Source organism: Rhodoluna sp., from assembly GCF_024641065.1.
Lineage (GTDB): Bacteria > Actinomycetota > Actinomycetes > Actinomycetales > Microbacteriaceae > Rhodoluna.
On sequence record NZ_JAHEDV010000005.1, the window covers coordinates 52,257 to 72,461 of the forward strand.

Sequence of the window (20,205 nt, forward strand, 5' to 3'; positions counted from 1 at the left end):
GGGGATTCATGACTACAAGCAGCGCACCTTCTTTTTGCGGCCAGTGTGGTACTCAGCACATCGCTGATTCTGCCTTCTGCACCAACTGTGGCACCCCTCGACCAATAGTTGCTGCAGCGCCAGCATCCCAGCCTTCAACAGCTGCTGTAGCACAGCCGATCGCCCCGGACGCCTCTGTTCCAGGTGATGCGTCACTGCCTCCTCAGCGCGAATACATCATCGCCCTGTTGCTTTCAATTTTTCTGGGCACGCTCGGTGTCGACCGCTTCTACACCGGTCACATCGGCCTCGGCGTAGGCAAGCTGCTCACCTTTGGTGGATTTGGCATTTGGGCGCTGATCGACATCATTCTTTATGCAACCCGAAGCGTCACCGACGTTCAGGGTCGACCACTGATTTAGTAACTCAACGTAGCCTTCAAAACCCACTGCAATAATTGGCTTATGTCTGACTCACAGGTAATCGCAGCAAACATCCAAGAATTGCGCCAGCGTCACAGCTCAAAGTGGCGCCGCTTTGCGCCCGATGTTTTGCCAATGCACGTTGCCGAGATGGATTTTCAGATCGCCGAAGGCATCCGTGATGTAATCGTCGACTTCACCAATCGCTCAGACCTTGGTTACCTTGGCCCGGTGCCAGAGGTTGCTGAGAGTTTTGTTGCCTTTGCCGCCAAGCGCTGGGGCTGGGCCGTTGATGCCAAGCAGGTCAAATTAGCCACGGATGTCGGCGTTGCCGCCGTTGAGGTCTTTAGAGCTCTCGGCAAGCCAGGCGACCAGGTGGTTGTGAACACCCCGGTTTACAGCGCATTTTTTGGTTGGATTGCCGAAACCAAACTTTCGCAGGTTGATGTGCCCTTGATTGAGAGCGGCACCGACTGGAGCCTTGACCTTGACGGGCTCGAGAAGGCCTTTGCGGCTGGCGCCAAGTTCTACTTGCTCTGTCACCCTCACAACCCGCTGGGCAAGGTTTACAGCCGCGCTGAGCTAACTGCCATTGCCGCGTTGGCGGTCAAATATGACGTAATCGTGATTAGCGATGAAATTCACGGCCCGCTAACTTACGCCGGCGTTGACTTCACACCGTATCTTGCCTGCGGTGCAGATGCCGAAGCAACCGGAATCGTAATTACCTCGGCGAGCAAGTCATGGAACCTTGCGGGCTTGAAGGCTGCGATTTTGGTGACCCAAAGTGCAGCGATGGCAACCAAGGTTTCGGTTTTGCCACCAGACATGCATTGGCGAACCTCGATTCTCGGGGCCTTCGCTATGGCCGAGGCATTCACTAACGGTGAGCAGTGGCTTGATTCAGCGCTTGAGACCATCCAGGGAAATTTTGAATTCATGAAGTCTGAGGTGGCGGCGAAGCTGCCCGGCGTCACAGTGGTTGAAGCTCACAACAGCTATCTAGCGTGGTGGGATGTCACTTCTTTGAACCTAGGCACTGAACCAGCCAAGCGCATTCACGATGACGCGCGCGTTGCTGTTGTGCCGGGCGCTGACCTGGGTGCAGGTTATGAACACTTTGTGCGATTCAACTATGCAACCAGTCGCGAAAACATCAGCGAGGCTATTTCTCGCATTGCGGCAATCGCCTAACCAGCCGACCAGAAGGCCGGCAACCCAGCGCGAATTTGCAGTATTTAGATTGCCTTTAGGGCAGTCTCGATGTCTTTGATCAGGTCATCTGGGTGCTCTAGGCCAACCGAAAGGCGCACAGTTGTCGGAGTAATTCCCATCTCAGCCTGAATCTCAGCCGACAGGCGTCGGTGAGTAGTCGAAGCCGGGTGAGTCATCAACGATTTGCTGTCGCCCAGGTTGTTTGAGATGTCAATCACCTGAAGCGCGTTCATGAATCTGAACACGGCAGCTTTATCGCCCTTGAAGTCGATGGCTACGGTTGAACCGCCACCCTTCATCTGCTGCTTAGCCAGCTCATAGCCAACGTGCGACTTCAAGAACGGGTAAGCAACTCGGTTGATTGCCGCATGATTCTCGAAGTGCTCAGCAATTGCGGTTGCAGTGTTCGACATGCGCTCAACTCGCATGCTCATGGTCTCTAGAGACTTAAGCATTACCCAAGCGTTGAATGCGCTCATCGATGGGCCGGTGTGACGAGTGAACGGAATCACGCTCTCGGTGATGTACTTTTGGCTACCCAAAATTGCTCCACCCAAAACACGGCCCTGGCCGTCGATGTGCTTGGTGGTTGAATACATAACCACATCGGCGCCAAGCTCGAGTGGCTTCTGTAGAACCGGCGATGCCATTACGTTGTCAACAATTACGGTTGCGCCAACCTTGTGAGCCAAATCGCTGACCATGCGAATGTCGGTGATCTCCATCAGCGGGTTGCTAGGCGATTCAATAAATACAGCTGTGGTCGGCTCGCTTAGAGCCTTTGCCCAAGCCTCAGGGGTGTTCTCTTCAACCAAGACGGTGTTGACGCCCCACTTAGGCAGAATCTCGGTCAAAACCACATAGCAAGAGCTAAACATTGCGGCATAGGCCACCACGCGGTCGCCAGACTTGACCAAACATGCCACGGATGCAAACATCGCGGCCATACCCGAAGCAGTCGCGAAGCAGGCTTCGGCTCCCTCAAGAATTGCTAGTCGATTTTCGAACTGAGCAACGGTTGGGTTGGCAAAGCGTGAATAAAGAAAGTGCTCGGTTTCATCCTTGAAAGAAGCCTCGGCCTGTTCAGCAGAATCGTAGGTGAAGCCAGAGTTGAGAAACAGCGCCTCGCTGGTCTCGCCGAAACCGGTGCGAGCAAGGGCTCCGCGAATCGCCTGGGTGTCAGGGTGTAGCTGCCAGTTTGGTTCAGCAGCTTCGTTTACGTCTTGATAACCCCATGGGCGATTGCGTTTGGTCATTCTGCAATTTTACTAGTGCCACCAACCGCAGCGACTGATTCAACCAGGGCTTTGAGCGCTGATTCAAGTTCAGCCTCAGTGGTTTGGTGGCTCAGGCTAAATCGAACTGCGGTCTGGGCTATCTCGGCCGCAAACCCCATTGCGGTCAAAACATGTGATGGCTCATCGCTCCCGGCCGCACAGGCTGAACCGCTCGAAACTATGACCGAGCGGCGTTCAAGCTCAAGCAAAATAGCCTCGCCGCTCAAGCCCTCAAAGCAAAAGCTTGCAATGTTTGCCAGGCGCTTGGTCATGCTGCCGGTGGCAACTGCGCAGGGCACTGCCTTCAGCACTTCCGCTGCAAAGGTGTCTCTAAGGTCTGCGATCTGCTTGGCAGCTTCATTTGGCCAAGGGTGCAGCGCAAGTGCGCTCGCCAAAGCTACCGCCCAAGCAACATTCTCGGTGCCTGATCTGCGCTCGGCTTCTTGGCCGCCACCGTGAATCAATGGTTCGACTCCAAATTTTGCACGGATGAACGTCGCCCCAGAACCTTTAGGCGCACCAAATTTGTGCCCCGAGATGGTTAGCGCATCTACGCCGAGCGTCGAGATTCGACAATCAACCCAACCAACGCACTGCACTGCATCGGTGTGCAATAGCGCACCCACCTCATGGGCAGCTGCAGCAAAACTCGCGATTGGGTGAACGGTGCCAACCTCGTTGTTGCCGAGCATGAGTGTTACCAAAGTTGTGTCGGGTCGCAAGGCTGCGGTTAGGTCGGCAAGCGCAATCGCACCATCGGCGGCAACCGGCAGCCAGGTTATTTCAAAACCATGCTGGCGTTCTAGATAGTCGAGAGCCTCGAGCACAGCCTCGTGTTCAGTTCTCGCACTAATCAGATGACGACCTCGTGGGTTGGCCAATGCCAGGCCCTTGATGGCTAGGTTGTCACCCTCTGTGCCGCCCGAGGTGAACACAACTTCGCTAGCGCGGCAGTCAAGCCACTTTGCCACTTGAGCGCGAGCTGACTCTAAGGCCTCATTGGCGCGAAAGCCCAACTCGTGGGTGCTCGATGGGTTGCCAAACTCGCTGGTTAGCCAAGGCCAAGCAGCTTGCAACGCCTCGGGTCTAACCGGGGTGGTGGCTGCGTGGTCGAGGTAGATCATGGTTTAGGCGTCGATCTTTACGTCGAGGCCCAGGTCAAGTGAACGCACGCTGTGGGTTAGCGCGCCAACCGAGATGACATCAACTCCGGTGGCTGCGATTTCAGCAACGGTCTGAAGGTTTACCCCGCCAGATGCTTCGACTATGGCTCGGCCCTGAATCATGGCTACGCCCTCGCGCAGTTCATCCAAGGTGAAGTTATCGAGCATGATTATGTCGACGCCGCCGGCAAGCACCGCAGCGATCTGGTCGATTCGATCTACCTCAACCTCAAATTTCACACTCGCCGGAATCTCGTTGCGAATGCGCAACAACTCGGTGGTGAGGTCTTTGCCGCCGGCAGTAAGCACAGCAAGGTGGTTGTCTTTGGCAAGAACCTGATCTGAAAGCGAGAAACGGTGATTTGTGCCGCCGCCATCGCGAACCGCTTGGCGCTCAAACTCACGCAGCAGGGGAGTGGTCTTGCGGGTGTCGAGAATTTTGGCCTTGGTGCCGGCAACTGCTGCAACATAGCGGGCGGTCTGGGTGGCAATGCCACACATGCGCTGGGTAAAGTTCAGGCCAATGCGTTCTGCTCGCAGCACCGCACGGGCAGAACCACTAACGATCGCCAAACTCTGACCCGCTACAAAGGCTTCGCCATCTTTGATTTTCATGTCGACGCTGATGCCTTGTTCGCAAATCTCAAAGGCAGCTTTGAAAACCTCAACCCCGCTAAAAATGCCGGGTTCGCGGGCAGCAAGTTCGGCGGTGGCGGTTGCGCTCGCCGGAATCAAGTGCTCAGAGGTGATGTCACCGGTGGGTGCATCCTCGGCCAAAGCAGCAGAAACCACTTGAATTATGTGCTCGTGACTCAGCATCACTTTGCCTTTCGAACGATGGTAATTGGCCGGGCTAGATTCGGGTCGGTCGTCTTGAAATCAAGACGGTAGTGCCCGCCGCGAGATTCTTCACGGGCAAGTGCCGCTGCGGTTACAGCGCGCGCTAGCAATAGCAGGTTGGCGTCTTCCCAGTCGGTAAAGAGTCGGTTCTCTTTATTCGCCGATCTCCACTGGCCTAGCGCTCGCTGAGTTTCGCGAAGGCCCTCGGCAGTGCGGGCTAATCCAACGTTGTCCCACATGAGAGTCTGCAGTTCAACTCGGTCAACCACGTTTCTTGCAGTTCTAGCCAATGCGCTGTCAGATTCATCCAAGATTTCAATCTCGGCAACCAGCCCAGTCTCTTTCCAGCGGGCTGAAGCAGCCTCGGCAGGCCAAGCTTCATCGAGAACCTGAACGGCTCGACGTGAGAAAACAATTGATTCGAGCAACGAGTTTGAGGCTAGACGGTTAGCGCCATGCGCGCCGGTGCAAGCTACTTCGCCAACGGCAAATAGGCCTTCGATCGAGGTGCGGCCCCAAATGTCGGTGGCAACGCCGCCCATCCAATAGTGAGCAGCAGGGGTAACCGGAATCGGGTTTTTGCCCCAGTCGAGACCATAGGCCCTGGTGGTTTTGCTGATGCTCGGAAACCTCTGGCTCAAGAATTCTGAACCAAGACCAGTTGCATCAAGCAACACCGGCTGCCCACCTTGCGAGAGCATCTCGGCTTGAATTCCTCGGGCAACTACATCGCGCGGCGCCAATTCGCCAAGCGGGTGAATTTTCTGCATGAAGCGTTCGCCGGCATTGTTGATCAAAACCGCGCCATCGCCTCGAACTGCTTCAGAGATCAAGAAGCTGCCCGGCACCGCCAGCGCGGTTGGGTGAAATTGATAGAACTCAACATCGGCAAGCTCAGCGCCGGCTCTGAAGGCTGCAGCAACGCCATCGCCGGTGGTTACAGCTGGGTTTGTGGTGTGACGATACAGCTGGCCGGCGCCGCCGCTGGCCAAAATAACCGCATCGGCTTCGACAAAGTGTTGCCCCGAAGCATCCATGAGGTGAACGCCCTTGATTTTGCCTTCAGAAACTTCAAAATCAATCACAAAGGTGTGTTCGTGAATCGCGGTTGCGGTTGACTTGAGAGTCTCAACCAAAGCCTTGCTGATGTCGGCTCCGGTGGTGTCGCCACCGGCGTGCAAAACCCTCGGATGTGAGTGTGCCGCTTCAAGCCCGAGGGCAAATTCAGGGCCTTGCTTGTCAAAATCAACACCAAAACGAATCAAGTCTTGAATTCGACTTGGACCTTCTTCGCAAAGAACTTCAACTGCTGGGCGATAACAATAATTGGCACCCGCTGCCAAAGTGTCGGCCACGTGCTCGGCCACTGTGTCGTCGTGTGAAACTACGGCAGCAATTCCACCCTGGGCATAGTGGGTGTTGCTCTCAGCCAGGTTCGATTTGGTCACCAAAGTGACCTCGTGGGTTCGACTGGCTTCTACAGCTGCGATGAGCCCGGCAATGCCGCTGCCGATTACGACGAGTTTTTTCATCGTTATGCCTAGAGAGGCTTCGCCGCCAACATGCGTTCGAGGGCTACTTTGGCACCCTCGGCAACTTTGTCATCGACCACAATTTGGTTCACAACCTCGCCGGCAACCAATCGCTCAAGCACCCAGGCAAGGTATCCGGGGTGAATTCGATACATGGTTGAACATGGGCAGACCACTGGGTCTAGGCAAAAAATGTTGTGCTGGCTAAACTCTGCCGCCAAGCGCTGAACCATGTTGATTTCGGTTCCGATAGCAAACGTGGTTGGTTCGGTCGCAGCCATAACTGCCTTGCGAATGTAGTCGGTTGAGCCATATTCATCGGCGGCGTCAACTACCTCCATCGGGCTCTCAGGGTGAACAATTACGCGAACCCCCTCAAACTCGGCACGAGCCTTTTCAATTTGGGCAACGGTGAAGCGCTTGTGCACCGAGCAGAAGCCGTTCCACAAAACCACCTTTGCGTCAGTCAGCTGCTCAACGGTATTGCCGCCAAGCGGCTTGCGACCAAACCAGAGTGGCATCAGGTCGGTGCTGATTCCCATTGCCTTGGCGGTGTTGCGACCTAGGTGTTGATCCGGAAAGAACAGCACGCGCTGTCCGCGCTCGAAGGCCCACTTCAAAACAATCGCGGCGTTCGACGAGGTGCAGACGATTCCGCCGTGCTCGCCGCAAAAAGCTTTGAGTGCAGCTGAAGAGTTCATGTAGGTCACCGGAATAATCGGAGCGCGGCCCTCTGCATCAGGTTCGGTTCCATAAATTTCTTCGAGCTGTGCCCAGGCCTCGGTCACCGAGTCGATGTCAGCCATGTCGGCCATCGAGCAACCGGCGGCAAGGTTCGGCAGAATCACAGATTGCTCTGGGTTCGAAAGAATGTCCGCAGTCTCGGCCATAAAGTGCACTCCACAGAAAACGATTGCCTTGGCTTCTGGGTGGGCCTTGGCGGCATTTGCCAGCTGAAATGAGTCACCCAGGTAGTCGGCGTGTTCAACGATCTCATCGCGCTGATAGAAGTGCCCGAGAATAACCACCTGGTCGCCAAGAGTTTTCTTAGCCGCAATAATGCGCTGGCGCAGCTCTTCATCCGTGGCGGTTTTGTATTCTTCAGGCAACGCACCCTGGCGAGGTGAACCAGTCGGAATCAAATCACCACTGGATGCACCTGGGCCGTAGGCCACTGGGCCGCCGTCGAATTCCCAAGGGCCTTTTGCCAGTGAAGGGCTGCAAGTTGACTCGCTGGTTTGCCCTTTGACAATTAGCTGGATGCGCTGGTTGACCGATGCAGTGGTCATTAGTTTTCTCCTGTTTGGTTGGCGCGATAAAGCTGTGGTGGTCGGTGTTTGGTGCCGGCTAGTCGTTCGCCGGTTGGCACGACTGCGCCCTCGGCTTCAACAGTTCTTCTAAAGTTGCCCGGGTCTAGCTCACGGTTTAGAACTGCTTCATAAACCTCGCGAAGTTGAGCGAGCGTGAACAGTTCAGGCAAGAATCTGTGGGCCAGACGGCTGTATTCAAGTTTGTTGCGCAGGCGCCACAGGGCATAGTTCACGATCTCGTTGTGGTCGAATGCGAGTGCTGGCAATTCATCGGCCCAAAACCACTGCACGTTTTCGCTCTCGACGGCAGTGCCGGCTTCATCGTTGCCCACGAGGGCCCAATAAACAATCGAAACCACTCGATCGGCCAGGTTGCTGCCCGGCGAGCGGTCGAGGCTGCCAAAGGCATAGAGCTGCTCAAGATAGCGAGGTTCTAGGTGAGTGGTCTCAAGCAGGTTGCGTGATGCCGCAGTGGCCAAGTCTTCGCTGATGTTGAGTGGCCCGCCAGGCAGAGCCCATTGGCCTTCAAAAGGGGCACGGATGCGCTTCACTAGCGGAAGAGCAAGCTTTAGGCAGCCATCAGCGTTTGGGCGCAGGGTGAAAATTACGGTCGAAACGGCAAGGTTAGGTGCGATAACTGAGCTTTGCGCTGAGCTAACCATCTGATCCACCATCGACTAAAAGTAAAAATGACACTAAGTATTAATTATCTTAGTGTCATTTTGACTTTTAGTTCTAAAGTTTTTGAGTTTTACTCTTCGCCGATGTCTTCGTTCCAAAGAGCATCATTGTTCTCGATGAACTCGCGCATAACCTCAATTAGGCCAGGGTCATTCATTACGTGCACCTCGGCACCGTGTTCGGCAACCCAGTCTTGGCCGCCCATAAAGTTTTTGTCATCGCCAACCAAAACTCGACCGATGCCAAATTGGCGAATCAGGCCTGAGCAATACCAGCATGGCGAAAGGCTGGTGGCAAGAGTTACCTTGCGATAAGAGCGTTGGCGACCAGCGTTTCTGAATGCGCTGGTTTCGCCGTGCATTGAAGCATCGCCGTCTTGAACGCGGCGATTGCGGCCACTGCCTAGCAGTCGGCCTTCCTCGTCGAAAAGTGCGGCTCCGATCGGAATACCGCCTTCGGCGAGACCGAGGTGTGCCTCGGCAATGGCAACTTGAAGCTTCTCTTCGTCAGTAGCGAAGATCTGTCCAACTTTGAATTCCATTGCCGAGGCCTCTCGATTTAGCTAATTAGTTCTTGCTGTTCTTGTCGAACTTTGAGAACACAACGAACAGTGCTGATGCAAGAACAAAACCGACAACTGCGGTTAGGTCTGGAACATCAACAATGATTCCGCCGTCTAGTTCAACGTGGTGAATAGCAATTGCGATCGGGCCGGTGTAAAGAACCTGTGACGCGAAGCCCCAGATTGAGAACACGGTTGCGATTACGAATGCTGTTGCGCCAGCCCATGAGTTCTTAGGAGCAAGTGCACGCTCGCCAGCGTTCTTGCCGCGAGACAAGATGCGCTCGGTTAGAACAACTGCGATCCATGGAGCAACCCAGTAAGAAACAACTAGCAAGAAGCTGTCTAGCTGGTGAGCTACGTCACCGTTGACAACACCTAGGTATGAGATGAAACCACCAACAAGACCAGCAAGCGCAACCATGATTGCGCGGCGTGACTTGAAGCCAAGCTTGAAGCCCATTGCCAAGAATGACATTGCGCCTGAGTAGACGTTCAGGATGTTAGCTGAAACTGAACCAACCACGATGGCTAGAAGAACAACCTTTGCGAACGCTGGGTCGAAAACGCCAGTGAAGGTTTCGGTTGGGTTCTCAATGCCCCAGAAGTTGCCGTGTGCAAGAACGTTGAATGCTGCTGCACCAACAATCATGATTAGCGAGGTGCTTACGAAGTTTCCTAGACCTGCTGCAAGGCCAAGTGCCTTCTTTGAGGTGTTTGCAGGTAGGTAGCGGGTGTAGTCAGAAGCAAATGCAGTCCAACCAGCGGTGTAACCGTAAGCAGCACCAGCAGTAAGGGTGAAGCCAGCCCATGGGAAGTCAGCTGATGCACCCTCGGCAACAGAGAATGCGCCGGTCTGAGTGAATACAACAACTACCACGATTAGCCAAACAACTGCCAAGAAGTATGAAGCGTAGCGCTCCCACTTCTGAATCAGGTTGTGACCAACAAATGCCACACCAACCTGAGCCAAGATGATGATTGCAAGGGCAACAAAGATGTTTAGGCCTGGTACTAGTGCCTCAAGAGCAAAGGTTCCTGAGATGGTGTTCACAGCGAACCAACCAATTCCGGCAACAAGGGTAGACATACCTGAAGGAATCAGGTTGCCCCACTTGCCGAATGCGTTGCGGCTTAGAACCATCTGAGGAAGGCCAGCTTCTGGGCCCCAGGTGCTTAGGATTCCGTGGGTGATACCGGCTAGAGCGTTACCCACAACAATTGCGAGAATGCCCTGCCAGATGTTGAGACCAAAGCCGATGGCAAGTGCGCCAACGAATACGGTCGCGAACTCAAGGTTCGGAGATGACCACACAGTGAAGAGGTGCCACGCTTTACCGTGACGCTCACCTGCAGAGATCGGAGCTACGTCGTTAGTTTCGATTGAGGTTGCTTTCGCAGAGCCTGAGGTTGTTTGTGTCATAAGAAGAATTTACTTCTAAAATTCACAGCAAATTCACATTTTTCCCAGTTTTGGCGGGCTTTAACAAGTAGTTAACAAACCATAGAAGAATCGAAACAATAGGGTTGAATCACTATGACCTACCAGGATGATTTTCTCTCGCCGATTCTCGGTGATGAGGGCGAGCTCATCCGTGTTTTAACAGAGCATTTTGATCGCAAAACCGAAGAAATAATCAAGACGGCGGTTGCCATCAACGACCTGCCGACCATCAGTCGCCTAGAAAATGTTGGATTCCAAACTGGTCGCCAATTCAGCCAAGGCAAAACGCGCATGCAGCGTATGAGCCTTGACCGCTATGACTTTGTTCGATTGATGGCCGAGACCAAAATGGCTGAACACCTTGATCTAAATATCTGGAGCTTTGCCTTCGATTCGGCCAAGCGCAGAGCCGGACTTTGCAATTACACCGACAAGCGCATCTCGGTTTCGCGTTATTTGGTCGACATTCACACCTTGGATGAAACCATGCAGGTTGTACTTCATGAGATCGCGCACGCAATCTGCGGAAAAGTCGCCGGCCACGGCAAACTCTGGCTAAAGACTGCCAAGTCGATTGGCTATCGTGCTGAAAAATTCACCGGTCGTGAGATTGCTGAAGAGACCGCTAGTTGGGTAGGTACTTGCCCCAACGGCCACCGGCACTATCGCTATCGCCAGCCGGCTAGAGAGCTAAGTTGTGGTCTCTGTGGCAAGGGTTTTTCTAGGCGAAACTTAATCCGATGGCAGCCAAGATCACAAACTGAGTGACTACAAATCCGGCAAAAAAGTTGAGCCAAATAAAGCGTTTCCACCCGCGGTTTGCTTGCTCACAGGTTTCGTCGGTGATGTTCCAGTGGGTGCCGACTACCCAGAGGTAAGGCACCGCGGCAACTGACACGAACGATGCCAGGTCGCCAACAGTTAGCAGCAGCACTCCAGCGAACAAATAGGCCATGAAAGCAAATCTGGTGGTGGCTCGAGCACCGATCACGGTAGCGATTGACGAAATGCTTCCCTCGCGGTCAGCCTTTACATCTTGAACTGCGCCAAACGCGTGCGAGGCAACTCCCCAAAGGGTGAATGACAAAATCATCGCCAAAAGTTTTGGTTCGCCAAGGTCTGCTCCGGCTAGAGCTGCACCAAAAATCATTGGTCCAACAAAGTGGCTTGCCGAGGTCAGTGAATCAAGAAAAGGCTTTTCTTTAAATCGCAATCCCTTGGCGCTGTAGGCAACCACGGTGAACACAAATAGCAGCAACCAAGCCGCTGAATTTAGTGTGCCAACCGCGAGCAAATAAATTACAAAAGGCAGACAACTGAGCACGGCTGACCAGATTGTTAGGCGGTGCCACTTGGGTGCCAGCAGTGCACCTTCGACGCCACCCTTGCGTGGGTTGCGCAAATCACTTTCGTAGTCAAAAACATCGTTGATGCCATACATAAGCAGGTTGTATGGAATCAAGAAAAACAGTGTGCCAAGAATCAGCTCGATGCTGATTTCTCGAGTGATGAACAAGTAGGCCGCTGCAAATGGATACGCGGTGTTGATCCATGAAATCGGTCTTGAAGACCAAAACAGTTGCTTTAGGGCTTCCATCGCAAACCTCTCGTGATTTCAATTGCTACCGAGATCAGCAGGGGAGCAGCAAGCGAATATGCAAAGTCTTCGATCGGGGCTACGCCAATTTTGATTCCGGTGATCAGGGCTTCGTCGTAGGCCACGATTCCGGTGCCAACAATTAGGTTGTCAAAAACCGCTGTGGCCACAAGAAGCCAACCGGTGGCCAAGCCGATGGTCTTCCAGGGCAGTTGCTTGCGAAACGGAAAACTCGCCGCAATCACAGCGCCCAAGAATATTGCATTCAAACCCAAATAGTTCATTTAGAACCGCCTGATCGTTTTGCCTCGCGTCGACCAAAGGCTTTCAGTAATAGCAACGAGCTATAGCTGAGCAAAATCAAAAAGAACACTTCTTCTAACGGCAACTCATCAGTGAGCAGAACACCGGTCATGTGGCTTGCGTCACCTCTGAAGAAGATTCCCGATTGAATTCCCGCAACATCCCAGACCAAAAAGAACACCACTGAAATCAAAATCAAACACAAATAACGCGCTGATTTTGCAATCGCCAGCTTGAAGCGAAAATCAAGAACGGCCAAGCCAGAGATTGAGAACAGCAGAGCGGCTAGATAGATGAAGCTCAACGAAGCCCCTTCCACCCGTTCTCGCCAATCGGCTTGATCTCATCTTTTAGTGGGCCAGCTGAGCGGTCATTGATCAATCGCTTGTAGACCAGCTCGGCACCGATTAGGCACATTGGCAGGCCGATTCCCGGAATGCTGTGGTGGCCGGCGTAATAGAGGCCCTCAACCTTTTTGCTCTTGTTGGTTGGTCTAAAGAACGCGCTCTGCATCAGGGTGTGAGCCATGCCAAGTGCTGTGCCAGACCAAGCGTTCAGGTCGTCAACGAAATCTTTTGGTCCCATGGTTCGGCGAACCACAATTCGCTCAGCCAAATCAGGAATCTCGCACCAGTCAGAAATCTGCTGGATGATTCGGTCGGCAGCTGCCTCGAATTCGGCGTCGCCAGAACCGTCGATTCCGCCCTTGCCCAACTCTGGGTCGGCGGCAATCGGAACCAGCACGAAAATGTTCTCGTAACCCTCAGGCGCAACCGAAGGGTCAGTAATGCTAGGCGCGCAGATGTAAAGCGAGGCCGGGCTAGGAATAGCACTCTTGGCACCAGATTTGCGTTTTTCTTCAGGTGTTCGGAACACCTCTTTGAAGTTTTTATCCCAGTCATCGGCATACAAAAGTGTGTGGTGATCTAGCTGAGGCAATTTGCCGCGAACACCTAGATACAACAGCATTGCGCTTGGGCCGGGCACCTTGTCTTGCCACCATTTTTCAGGCAGGGTCTGATCTTTAGGGGCAAGCAGCTGGGTCTCAATGTGGTGAAGATCAGCGTTGCCAATCACCACATCGGCTCCATAGAACACCTCGCCAACTGTTACGCCGGCAACATGGCCATCTTTGGTGGTTTCAATCTTGGTGACCTTTGAGTTGGTGTGAATCTCAACCCCGTGTTGCTTTGCAAGGCGCTCGATTGATTCGATGATCGTGTATAGCCCGCCCATTGGGTAGAACACGCCAACATTCATGTCAACGTGGGTCATCAAGTGATACATGCTCGGGGTGTCATACGGCGAGGCACCCAAGAAAACAGCCGGAAAGTTCAGAATCTTGCGCAGGCGCTTATCGGTGACAAATTTGCCAGCAAAGGTGTCTAGCGGAGTAACTAGGTGCTTGATGAATCGACCCGCACGCGCCAAAACCTCAGGCTGAACAAATGACTTTGCGTTCTGAAAATTGGTGTACAAAAAGTGCTTGATCGAGAGCTTGTAGGCATCTTCAGCCGAGTCGATATAGGCCTGAAGTCGGTCGCCTGCGCCTGGCTCAATCGAGTCAAATAGCACTTTGTTGTCAGCCAATTTTTCACGGATGATCAGCTTGTCGCCAAAACCCTCATTGCGAGTTTGATAAGCCGGGTCAAGGCGAACCAGGTTGAGCTGCTCGGCTGCAGTGGTGCCCATGAGTTTGAAAAACTGGTCGAAGGCGTCAGGCATCAAATACCAAGAGGGGCCCATGTCGAACTTGAATCCGTCTTTCTCCCAGATGTAGGCGCGGCCGCCAACTTTCTCACGAGCCTCAAGCAATGTGACTTTCATTCCAGCCTTGGCTAGAAGCGCTGCCGTTGAAAGACCTGCGATTCCTCCGCCAACTACAACTGCGGTTTTTTGGCTCATTTAGGCACAACTCCAAACCATGCTTGGGTCAGAATCACAAGTTTCTTTGGGTTAGAAACTCGAATTCTGCGCTGAATTAGTTCTTCGGCCGGGGTGGCCGCGATGTTGCGATTTAGTTCAGTGAAAAACATTTGAGCGGCAGAAACTGCCTTTCGAGATGTGCGTGGCAGTTTTCGAAGCGAGCGTGACGAAACCACCAAGTCTGCTTCGATGTCTTCAACCAAACGTACTTTCTCAGCTTCGTTGAAGGTGTCAACATTGACCCCCGGAAAATACGAGCGGCCCAGTTTTTTAAAGTCAGCTGCTAGGTCACGCAAAAAGTTGACCTTCTGAAAAGCAGCGCCAAGTGCGCGTGCACCAGTAACAAATTCTTTGCGTTCTGCCACGGTCAATTGTTGGCCCATCAAGAAAACATCGAGACACATCAAGCCGACGACTTCGGCTGAACCATAGACATAAAGGTCAAAACCGCGGTGATCGTGTTCTTTGGTCAATAGGTCCATGCGCATAGATGCAAAAAACGGCTTCACCAAGTCTTTGCTGATGTTGGCCAATCTGGCGGTGTGGGCAAAGGCGTGAACTACAAGATTCGCGCTGAACCCACAATCCATGGCTCGATAGGTCTCGGCCTCAAGCTCGTCGAGAATGTCACGCGGATTATGCGAAATTCCGTTGCCAACCGCTTCGGCTGCGGCGCCATCAACAATTTCATCGGCAACGCGAACCAGCGCATAAATGTTGCGAATGTGAATGCGCTTGGTGCGACTAATCAGTTTTGTTGCCCAGCCAAACGAGGTTGAATACGCAGCAATAACCTCGGCCGAAGCCAATTCAGCGGCACGAGTGTACTGACTCAGGCTGGTTGGTTGTTCCAAAGGCTTAGGCACGGTTTAAGGCTACAACCAGTCTCGACGCTTGAAACTCCAATAGAGCCCGAGCGAGATCAACACCATGGTGCCGATCGAAGCCCACACACCCCAAACCTCACCAAAGCCCGGATACGGAATGTTCTGCCCATAGAAACCGGTAATCGCAGTTGGCACAGCAATGATTGCCGCCCAGCTGGTCACTTTTTTCATGATTAGGTTCATGCGGTTTCCTTGGATAGTCAGGTTTGTTTCGAGCAGCGTGGTGACCAAATCTCGAAGCGAGTCTGTCCAATCGGCAACTCGCATCACGTGGTCATAAATGTCTTGAAAATAGGCAAACATCGAGCCACCTATGGCTTGGGTGTCTCGCTTCACAATCGGATTCAACACCTCACGCATCGGGTTGGCGGTTCTGCGCAAAACCACCAGAGCTTTTCTTAGGGCATACGAGCGTTTTTGAATCAAGGCGTCGTCGCGCTTGTCGGCGAACAGAATGTCTTCGAGTTTTTCAATTTCTTCATCAAGCTGGTCGACTACCTCAAAGTAGCCATCGACAATCACATCGAGCAGGCCCCACAACAAAAACGCAACACCATTTTCGGCGAGCGCTTTGCTTTCATCCCAGCGGTTCATCACCTTGGTGATGTCAAAAGATTCATCGTCTCGCACTGTGATCACAGCGTGATCGGTTACAAAAATTGCAATTTCTGAAGTGGTTATTTCAGCCGAGTCTTGGTTAAAAGTTGCCTGATAGGCGTTGATGAACAGGTGGGTGTCATAGTGGTCAAGTTTTGGGCGCTGGCGACCTTTATAGGCATCAGCAACCGCAAGTTCGTGCAGACCGAGTTCTTCGCCAAAGTGCTCTAAAACTGCTTGACTCGGGTTGACCAGGTCATACCAAATTGCGGTTCCCGGTTCTTGAATCAACTCAGAAATGTCATTCGAATTAAACTCGGTGCCAACCAGAGTTCCGTTTCGATAAATGCGACTGCGTTCCATGGCATCAGCCTAGGCCTAAACATCATTGAAACTCTCGCTAAAAAGGTAGACTTGAGCCTATGTCTGCAGATATGAAACCGCGCTCACGCGACGTTACCGATGGAATTGAAAAAGCAGCCTCTCGAGGCATGCTCCGTGCAGTTGGCATGGGCGATGAAGACTGGGTAAAGCCACAAATCGGTGTGGCTAGCTCTTGGAGCGAGGTTACCCCTTGCAACCTTTCACTTGACCGTTTGGCAGAAGCCACCAAGCAGGGTGTTCACGCCGGCGGCGGTTACCCACTTGAGTTCGGCACCATTTCGGTTTCTGACGGCATCTCAATGGGCCACGAAGGTATGCACTTCTCATTGGTTTCGCGCGAGGTTATCGCCGACTCAGTTGAGACCGTTATGCAGGCCGAGCGCCTTGACGGTTCAGTTTTGCTTGCCGGTTGTGACAAGTCACTGCCTGGAATGTTGATGGCTGCAGCCCGTCTAAACCTTTCATCTGTGTTCTTGTATGCCGGTTCGATCATGCCCGGATGGGTAAAGCTCGAGTCTGGCGAAGAAAAGCAGGTCACCATCATTGATGCCTTTGAGGCTGTTGGTGCTTGCAAGGCCGGCAAGATGTCTGAAGAAGATCTTGGCCGCATCGAGCGCGCAATCTGCCCTGGCGAAGGCGCTTGTGGCGGTATGTACACCGCTAACACCATGGCTTCGGCTGCTGAAGCACTTGGCATGAGCCTTCCGGGTTCAGCTGCTCCACCGGCTGCCGACCGTCGTCGTGACGTTTGGGCTCACCGCTCAGGTGAGGCTGTTGTTAACCTGCTTCGCCTAGGCATCACCGCCCGCGACATCTTGACCAAGAAGGCTTTCGAGAACGCTATTGCCGTAACCATGGCCTTCGGTGGTTCAACCAACGCTGTTCTTCACCTCCTTGCTATCGCTCGCGAGGCTGAGGTTGACCTTTCACTTGACGACTTCAACCGCATCGCCGACAAGGTTCCACACCTTGGCGACCTAAAGCCTTTCGGTCGCTACGTTATGACCGACGTAGACCGCGTTGGTGGCGTTCCAGTTGTTATGAAGGCTCTGCTTGACGCAGGCCTAATTCACGGTGACGCGCTAACTGTTACTGGCAAGACCGTTGCCGAGAACTTGGCTGGCATCAACCCGCCTGACCCAGACGGCAAGATCATCCGTGAACTAAACAACCCAATTCACAAGACCGGTGGCATCTCGATTCTTAAGGGTTCAATGGCCCCTGAGGGTGCAGTTGTTAAGACCGCAGGTTTTGACCTCGACGACTTCACCGGCCCAGCACGCGTTTTCGAGCGCGAGCGCGCAGCCATGGATGCCCTAACCGAGGGCAAGATTGCCGCCGGCGATGTAGTGGTTATTCGCTATGAAGGCCCTAAGGGTGGCCCGGGCATGCGAGAGATGCTTGCAATTACTGGTGCAATTAAGGGTGCCGGTTTGGGCAAGGATGTTCTACTATTGACTGACGGACGATTCTCAGGCGGCACAACCGGCCTTTGCATCGGCCACATTGCACCAGAGGCCACCGAAGGTGGGCCAATTGCTCTGGTTCGCGATGGCGACTTAATTCGAGTCAACATCGCTGCTCGTTCGCTCGAACTACTCGTTGAGCCTGAAGAGCTGGCTGCCCGCAAGCAAACTTGGCAGTCTCTTCCACCGCGCTATACCCGAGGCGTTCTCGCGAAATATGCAAAGCTCGTGCACTCTGCAGCAGAGGGCGCGTACTGCGGCTAATTCGCATTCCACCATCAGCCAACTGGTTGATGCTTGAAAGCTAACGAGAGAAATTTCAATGTCAAATGAGGTTCTAACCGGCGCCCAGGCGATTGTTCGCAGCCTGGAGTTGCTAGGAATCGAAGACGTATTTGGTTTGCCTGGTGGCGCAATTTTGCCTACCTACGACCCACTTATGGATTCTCAGAAGATTCGTCACATCTTGGTTCGTCACGAACAGGGTGCTGGTCACGCTGCTGAAGGTTATGCCTCAGCCAGCGGCCGTCTCGGTGTTTGCATCGCAACCTCAGGCCCTGGTGCAACCAACCTGGTTACCGCAATCGCAGATGCCTACATGGATTCAGTTCCGCTGCTTGCAATCACCGGTCAGGTTGGCTCAAAGCTGATCGGTACCGATGCTTTTCAAGAGGCAGACATCGTGGGCATCACCATGCCGATCACCAAGCACTCATTCTTGGTTACCAACGCGGCAGATATTCCAGAGACTATGGCGGCAGCAGTAATGATTGCTACCACTGGTCGCCCAGGCCCAGTTTTGGTTGACATTACCAAAGATGCCCAGCAGGGTAAGGCTGAGTTTGTTTGGCCACCAAAGGTTGAGTTGGCTGGCTACAAGCCGGTTACCAAGCCTCACGGCAAGCAGATTCAGGCAGCAGCCCAGATGATCGCCGAAGCCAAGCGCCCGGTTCTTTATGTTGGTGGTGGCGTGGTTCGCGCTGGCGCCAACCAAGAGTTGCTAAAGCTTGCCGAACTTATCGGTGCACCTGTGGTTACCACTTTGATGGCCCGCGGTGCGTTCCCCGATTCACACAAGCAGAACCTTGGTATGCCTGGCATGCACGGAACCGTTCCAGCGGTTACCGCGCTGCAGAAGAGCGACTTGCTAATCACCCTTGGCGCACGCTTCGACGACCGCGTTACCGGTGACGTAAAGGGCTTTGCTACCGGCGCAAAGGTTATTCACGTTGACATCGATCCAGCCGAAATCGGCAAGATTCGTTTCGCTGATGTGCCTATCGTTGGCGATGCCAAAGAGGTAATCACCGAGCTAAATGCCGAGATGGCATCCGTGCTTAAAAACACCAAGCTAGACATCGCCGACTGGTGGGTCTTCTTGAACGGTTTGCTTGAGCGCTACCCGCTTGGCTACAACAAGGCAACCGACGGCAAGCTTTCACCGCAGCACGTTATTGAGCGCATCGGTGAGTTGAGTGGCCCTGAGGCTATCTATGCTGCCGGCGTTGGCCAGCACCAGATGTGGTCTGCTCAGTTCATCAAATACGAGCGCCCAAACTCTTGGCTCAACTCGGGTGGTGCCGGAACCATGGGTTACTCGGTTCCAGCTGCAATGGGTGCCAAGGTCGCTCAGCCAGATCGCCTAGTTTGGGCAATCGATGGCGACGGATGCTTCCAGATGACCAACCAAGAGTTGGCTACCTGTGCGATCAATAACATTCCAATCAAGGTTGCTGTTATCAACAACTCTTCATTGGGCATGGTTCGTCAGTGGCAGACCTTGTTCTACAACGAGCGCTACTCAAACACCGATCTTCACACCGGCACCGACGCACTGATGATTCCCGACTTCGTGAAGTTGGCTGAAGCATATGGTTGCCTCGCTATCCGTGTTGAAAAAGAAGAAGAGATCGACGCAGCAATCAAGTTGGCAATTGCCACCAACGATCGCCCAGTTGTTATCGACTTCATCGTTAGCCGCGACTCAATGGTTTGGCCGATGGTCGCCGCTGGTCTAACCAACGATGAAATTCAATATGCCCGCGACGCGGCTCCAATCTGGGATGGTGTTGAGTAAATGTCTACGCACGTTCTTTCTCTTCTAGTTGAAGACAAGCCTGGAATCTTGACCCGTGTGGCAGCGCTTTTTGCTCGCCGCGGTTTCAACATTGAGTCGCTTGCCGTTGGTGCCAGCGAAATCGAGGGCCTCTCACGCATCACTGTTGTTATTGGTGTTGAGGGTGCTCCGCTTGAGCAAGTAACCAAGCAGCTGAACAAATTGATCAACGTAATCAAGATCGTTGAGCTTGATGCAGATCAGGCTGTTCAGCGCGACCACATGTTGATCAAGGTAAAGACCGACGCTTCTACTCGCTCTCAGGTGCTAGAGGCAGTAACCTTGTTCCGTGCGCGTGTTATCGACGTTGTGAGCGACGCACTGATCATCGAGGTAACCGGCGACACTGCAAAATGTGCGGCCTTCCTCAAAGTTCTCGAACCATTCGGCATCAAAGAGTTGGTGCAGTCTGGCGTATTGGCAATGGGCCGTGGCTCAAAGTCGATCACCGAGAAGGTCCTCAAATAAAAGCTTCGAAGGGGCAACGCTCTTTCGGTAGAACCA

At 53.4% G+C, this 20,205-nt stretch carries 20 protein-coding genes; 6 read left to right on the forward strand and 14 right to left on the reverse strand.

Annotated elements, in window-relative coordinates; translation table 11 throughout:
• The first annotated feature begins 8 nt into the window (after window positions 1–8).
• On the forward strand, window positions 9–401 hold the full coding sequence (locus tag Q0L26_RS04730) for an NINE protein (RefSeq protein ID WP_296648102.1): 393 nt from the start codon (window positions 9–11) through the stop codon (window positions 399–401).
• A 42-nt stretch (window positions 402–443) separates the two neighbouring features.
• Window positions 444–1,595, forward strand: coding sequence for an aminotransferase class I/II-fold pyridoxal phosphate-dependent enzyme (locus Q0L26_RS04735; RefSeq protein WP_296648106.1), 1,152 nt, complete (start codon window positions 444–446; stop codon window positions 1,593–1,595).
• Window positions 1,596–1,639: 44 nt separating this feature from the next.
• Here Q0L26_RS04735 and metZ read toward each other — a convergent pair whose 3' ends face one another.
• From metZ to Q0L26_RS04775, 8 genes are all read right to left on the reverse strand, one after another.
• Window positions 1,640–2,872 carry an O-succinylhomoserine sulfhydrylase gene (metZ, locus tag Q0L26_RS04740; protein WP_296648109.1) on the reverse strand — a complete coding sequence of 411 codons (1,233 nt, stop codon included), beginning with the start codon at window positions 2,870–2,872 and terminating at the stop codon, window positions 1,640–1,642.
• Window positions 2,869–4,017 (reverse strand): cysteine desulfurase family protein, encoded by a 1,149-nt coding sequence (locus Q0L26_RS04745; protein ID WP_296648113.1) that lies wholly within the window; start codon window positions 4,015–4,017, stop codon window positions 2,869–2,871. Before Q0L26_RS04745 ends, metZ begins: the two co-directional genes overlap by 4 nt.
• Window positions 4,018–4,020: 3 nt before the next feature.
• A complete protein-coding gene (gene nadC / locus Q0L26_RS04750) occupies window positions 4,021–4,875 on the reverse strand; it encodes a carboxylating nicotinate-nucleotide diphosphorylase (protein WP_296648115.1) in 855 nt (284 codons plus the stop codon).
• Window positions 4,875–6,428, reverse strand: coding sequence for an L-aspartate oxidase (gene nadB / locus Q0L26_RS04755; protein WP_296648117.1), 1,554 nt, complete (start codon window positions 6,426–6,428; stop codon window positions 4,875–4,877). Before nadB ends, nadC begins: the two co-directional genes overlap by 1 nt.
• A gap of 8 nt (window positions 6,429–6,436) precedes the next feature.
• Window positions 6,437–7,717 carry a quinolinate synthase NadA gene (gene nadA, locus Q0L26_RS04760; protein WP_296648120.1) on the reverse strand — a complete coding sequence of 427 codons (1,281 nt, stop codon included), beginning with the start codon at window positions 7,715–7,717 and terminating at the stop codon, window positions 6,437–6,439.
• A complete protein-coding gene (locus Q0L26_RS04765; RefSeq protein WP_296648123.1) occupies window positions 7,717–8,412 on the reverse strand; it encodes an NUDIX domain-containing protein in 696 nt (231 codons plus the stop codon). Before Q0L26_RS04765 ends, nadA begins: the two co-directional genes overlap by 1 nt.
• Before the next feature lie 77 nt (window positions 8,413–8,489).
• Window positions 8,490–8,960: a nucleoside deaminase gene (locus tag Q0L26_RS04770; protein WP_296648124.1), complete on the reverse strand. Its 471-nt coding sequence runs from the start codon at window positions 8,958–8,960 to the stop codon at window positions 8,490–8,492.
• Window positions 8,961–8,985: 25 nt separating this feature from the next.
• Entirely contained in the window at window positions 8,986–10,404 is a 1,419-nt protein-coding gene (locus Q0L26_RS04775) for a cytosine permease (RefSeq protein WP_296648126.1), read from the reverse strand.
• 114 nt (window positions 10,405–10,518) lie between these two features.
• Here Q0L26_RS04775 and Q0L26_RS04780 point away from each other — a divergent pair, with 114 nt between their 5' ends.
• Window positions 10,519–11,193, forward strand: coding sequence for a SprT-like domain-containing protein (locus tag Q0L26_RS04780; protein WP_296648129.1), 675 nt, complete (start codon window positions 10,519–10,521; stop codon window positions 11,191–11,193).
• Here Q0L26_RS04780 and Q0L26_RS04785 read toward each other — a convergent pair.
• Genes Q0L26_RS04785 through Q0L26_RS04810 form a run of 6 tightly spaced genes read right to left on the reverse strand, consistent with a single transcriptional unit; the run spans window position 11,147 to window position 16,098 of the window.
• Window positions 11,147–12,022, reverse strand: coding sequence for a prenyltransferase (locus Q0L26_RS04785; RefSeq protein ID WP_296648131.1), 876 nt, complete (start codon window positions 12,020–12,022; stop codon window positions 11,147–11,149). The genes Q0L26_RS04780 and Q0L26_RS04785 overlap by 47 nt on opposite strands.
• A complete protein-coding gene (locus tag Q0L26_RS04790; RefSeq protein WP_296648134.1) occupies window positions 12,010–12,306 on the reverse strand; it encodes a lycopene cyclase domain-containing protein in 297 nt (98 codons plus the stop codon). The genes Q0L26_RS04785 and Q0L26_RS04790 overlap by 13 nt, the downstream gene beginning before the upstream one ends.
• The gene (locus Q0L26_RS04795; protein WP_296648136.1) at window positions 12,303–12,629 is read right to left on the reverse strand and encodes a lycopene cyclase domain-containing protein; all 327 of its coding nucleotides are present in this window, start codon (window positions 12,627–12,629) and stop codon (window positions 12,303–12,305) included. Before Q0L26_RS04795 ends, Q0L26_RS04790 begins: the two co-directional genes overlap by 4 nt.
• Complete coding sequence (crtI, locus tag Q0L26_RS04800; RefSeq protein WP_296648139.1) at window positions 12,626–14,230, reverse strand: phytoene desaturase family protein; 1,605 nt, start codon at window positions 14,228–14,230, stop codon at window positions 12,626–12,628. The genes Q0L26_RS04795 and crtI overlap by 4 nt, the downstream gene beginning before the upstream one ends.
• Window positions 14,227–15,117 carry a phytoene/squalene synthase family protein gene (locus Q0L26_RS04805; protein ID WP_296648142.1) on the reverse strand — a complete coding sequence of 297 codons (891 nt, stop codon included), beginning with the start codon at window positions 15,115–15,117 and terminating at the stop codon, window positions 14,227–14,229. Before Q0L26_RS04805 ends, crtI begins: the two co-directional genes overlap by 4 nt.
• A 9-nt stretch (window positions 15,118–15,126) precedes the next feature.
• Window positions 15,127–16,098, reverse strand: a complete 972-nt coding sequence (locus tag Q0L26_RS04810; RefSeq protein WP_296648145.1) for a magnesium transporter CorA family protein — start codon at window positions 16,096–16,098, stop codon at window positions 15,127–15,129.
• Window positions 16,099–16,157: 59 nt separating this feature from the next.
• On the opposite strand from Q0L26_RS04810, the gene ilvD reads away from it, so the two are divergent.
• From ilvD to ilvN, 3 genes are read left to right on the forward strand one after another with little or no spacing between them, the layout of a single operon-like run.
• On the forward strand, window positions 16,158–17,849 hold the full coding sequence (ilvD, locus tag Q0L26_RS04815) for a dihydroxy-acid dehydratase (protein WP_296648147.1): 1,692 nt from the start codon (window positions 16,158–16,160) through the stop codon (window positions 17,847–17,849).
• Window positions 17,850–17,907: 58 nt separating this feature from the next.
• A complete protein-coding gene (locus tag Q0L26_RS04820) occupies window positions 17,908–19,662 on the forward strand; it encodes an acetolactate synthase large subunit (RefSeq protein WP_296648149.1) in 1,755 nt (584 codons plus the stop codon).
• Window positions 19,663–20,169 carry an acetolactate synthase small subunit gene (gene ilvN / locus Q0L26_RS04825; RefSeq protein ID WP_296648152.1) on the forward strand — a complete coding sequence of 169 codons (507 nt, stop codon included), beginning with the start codon at window positions 19,663–19,665 and terminating at the stop codon, window positions 20,167–20,169.
• Window positions 20,170–20,205 lie beyond the last annotated feature (36 nt).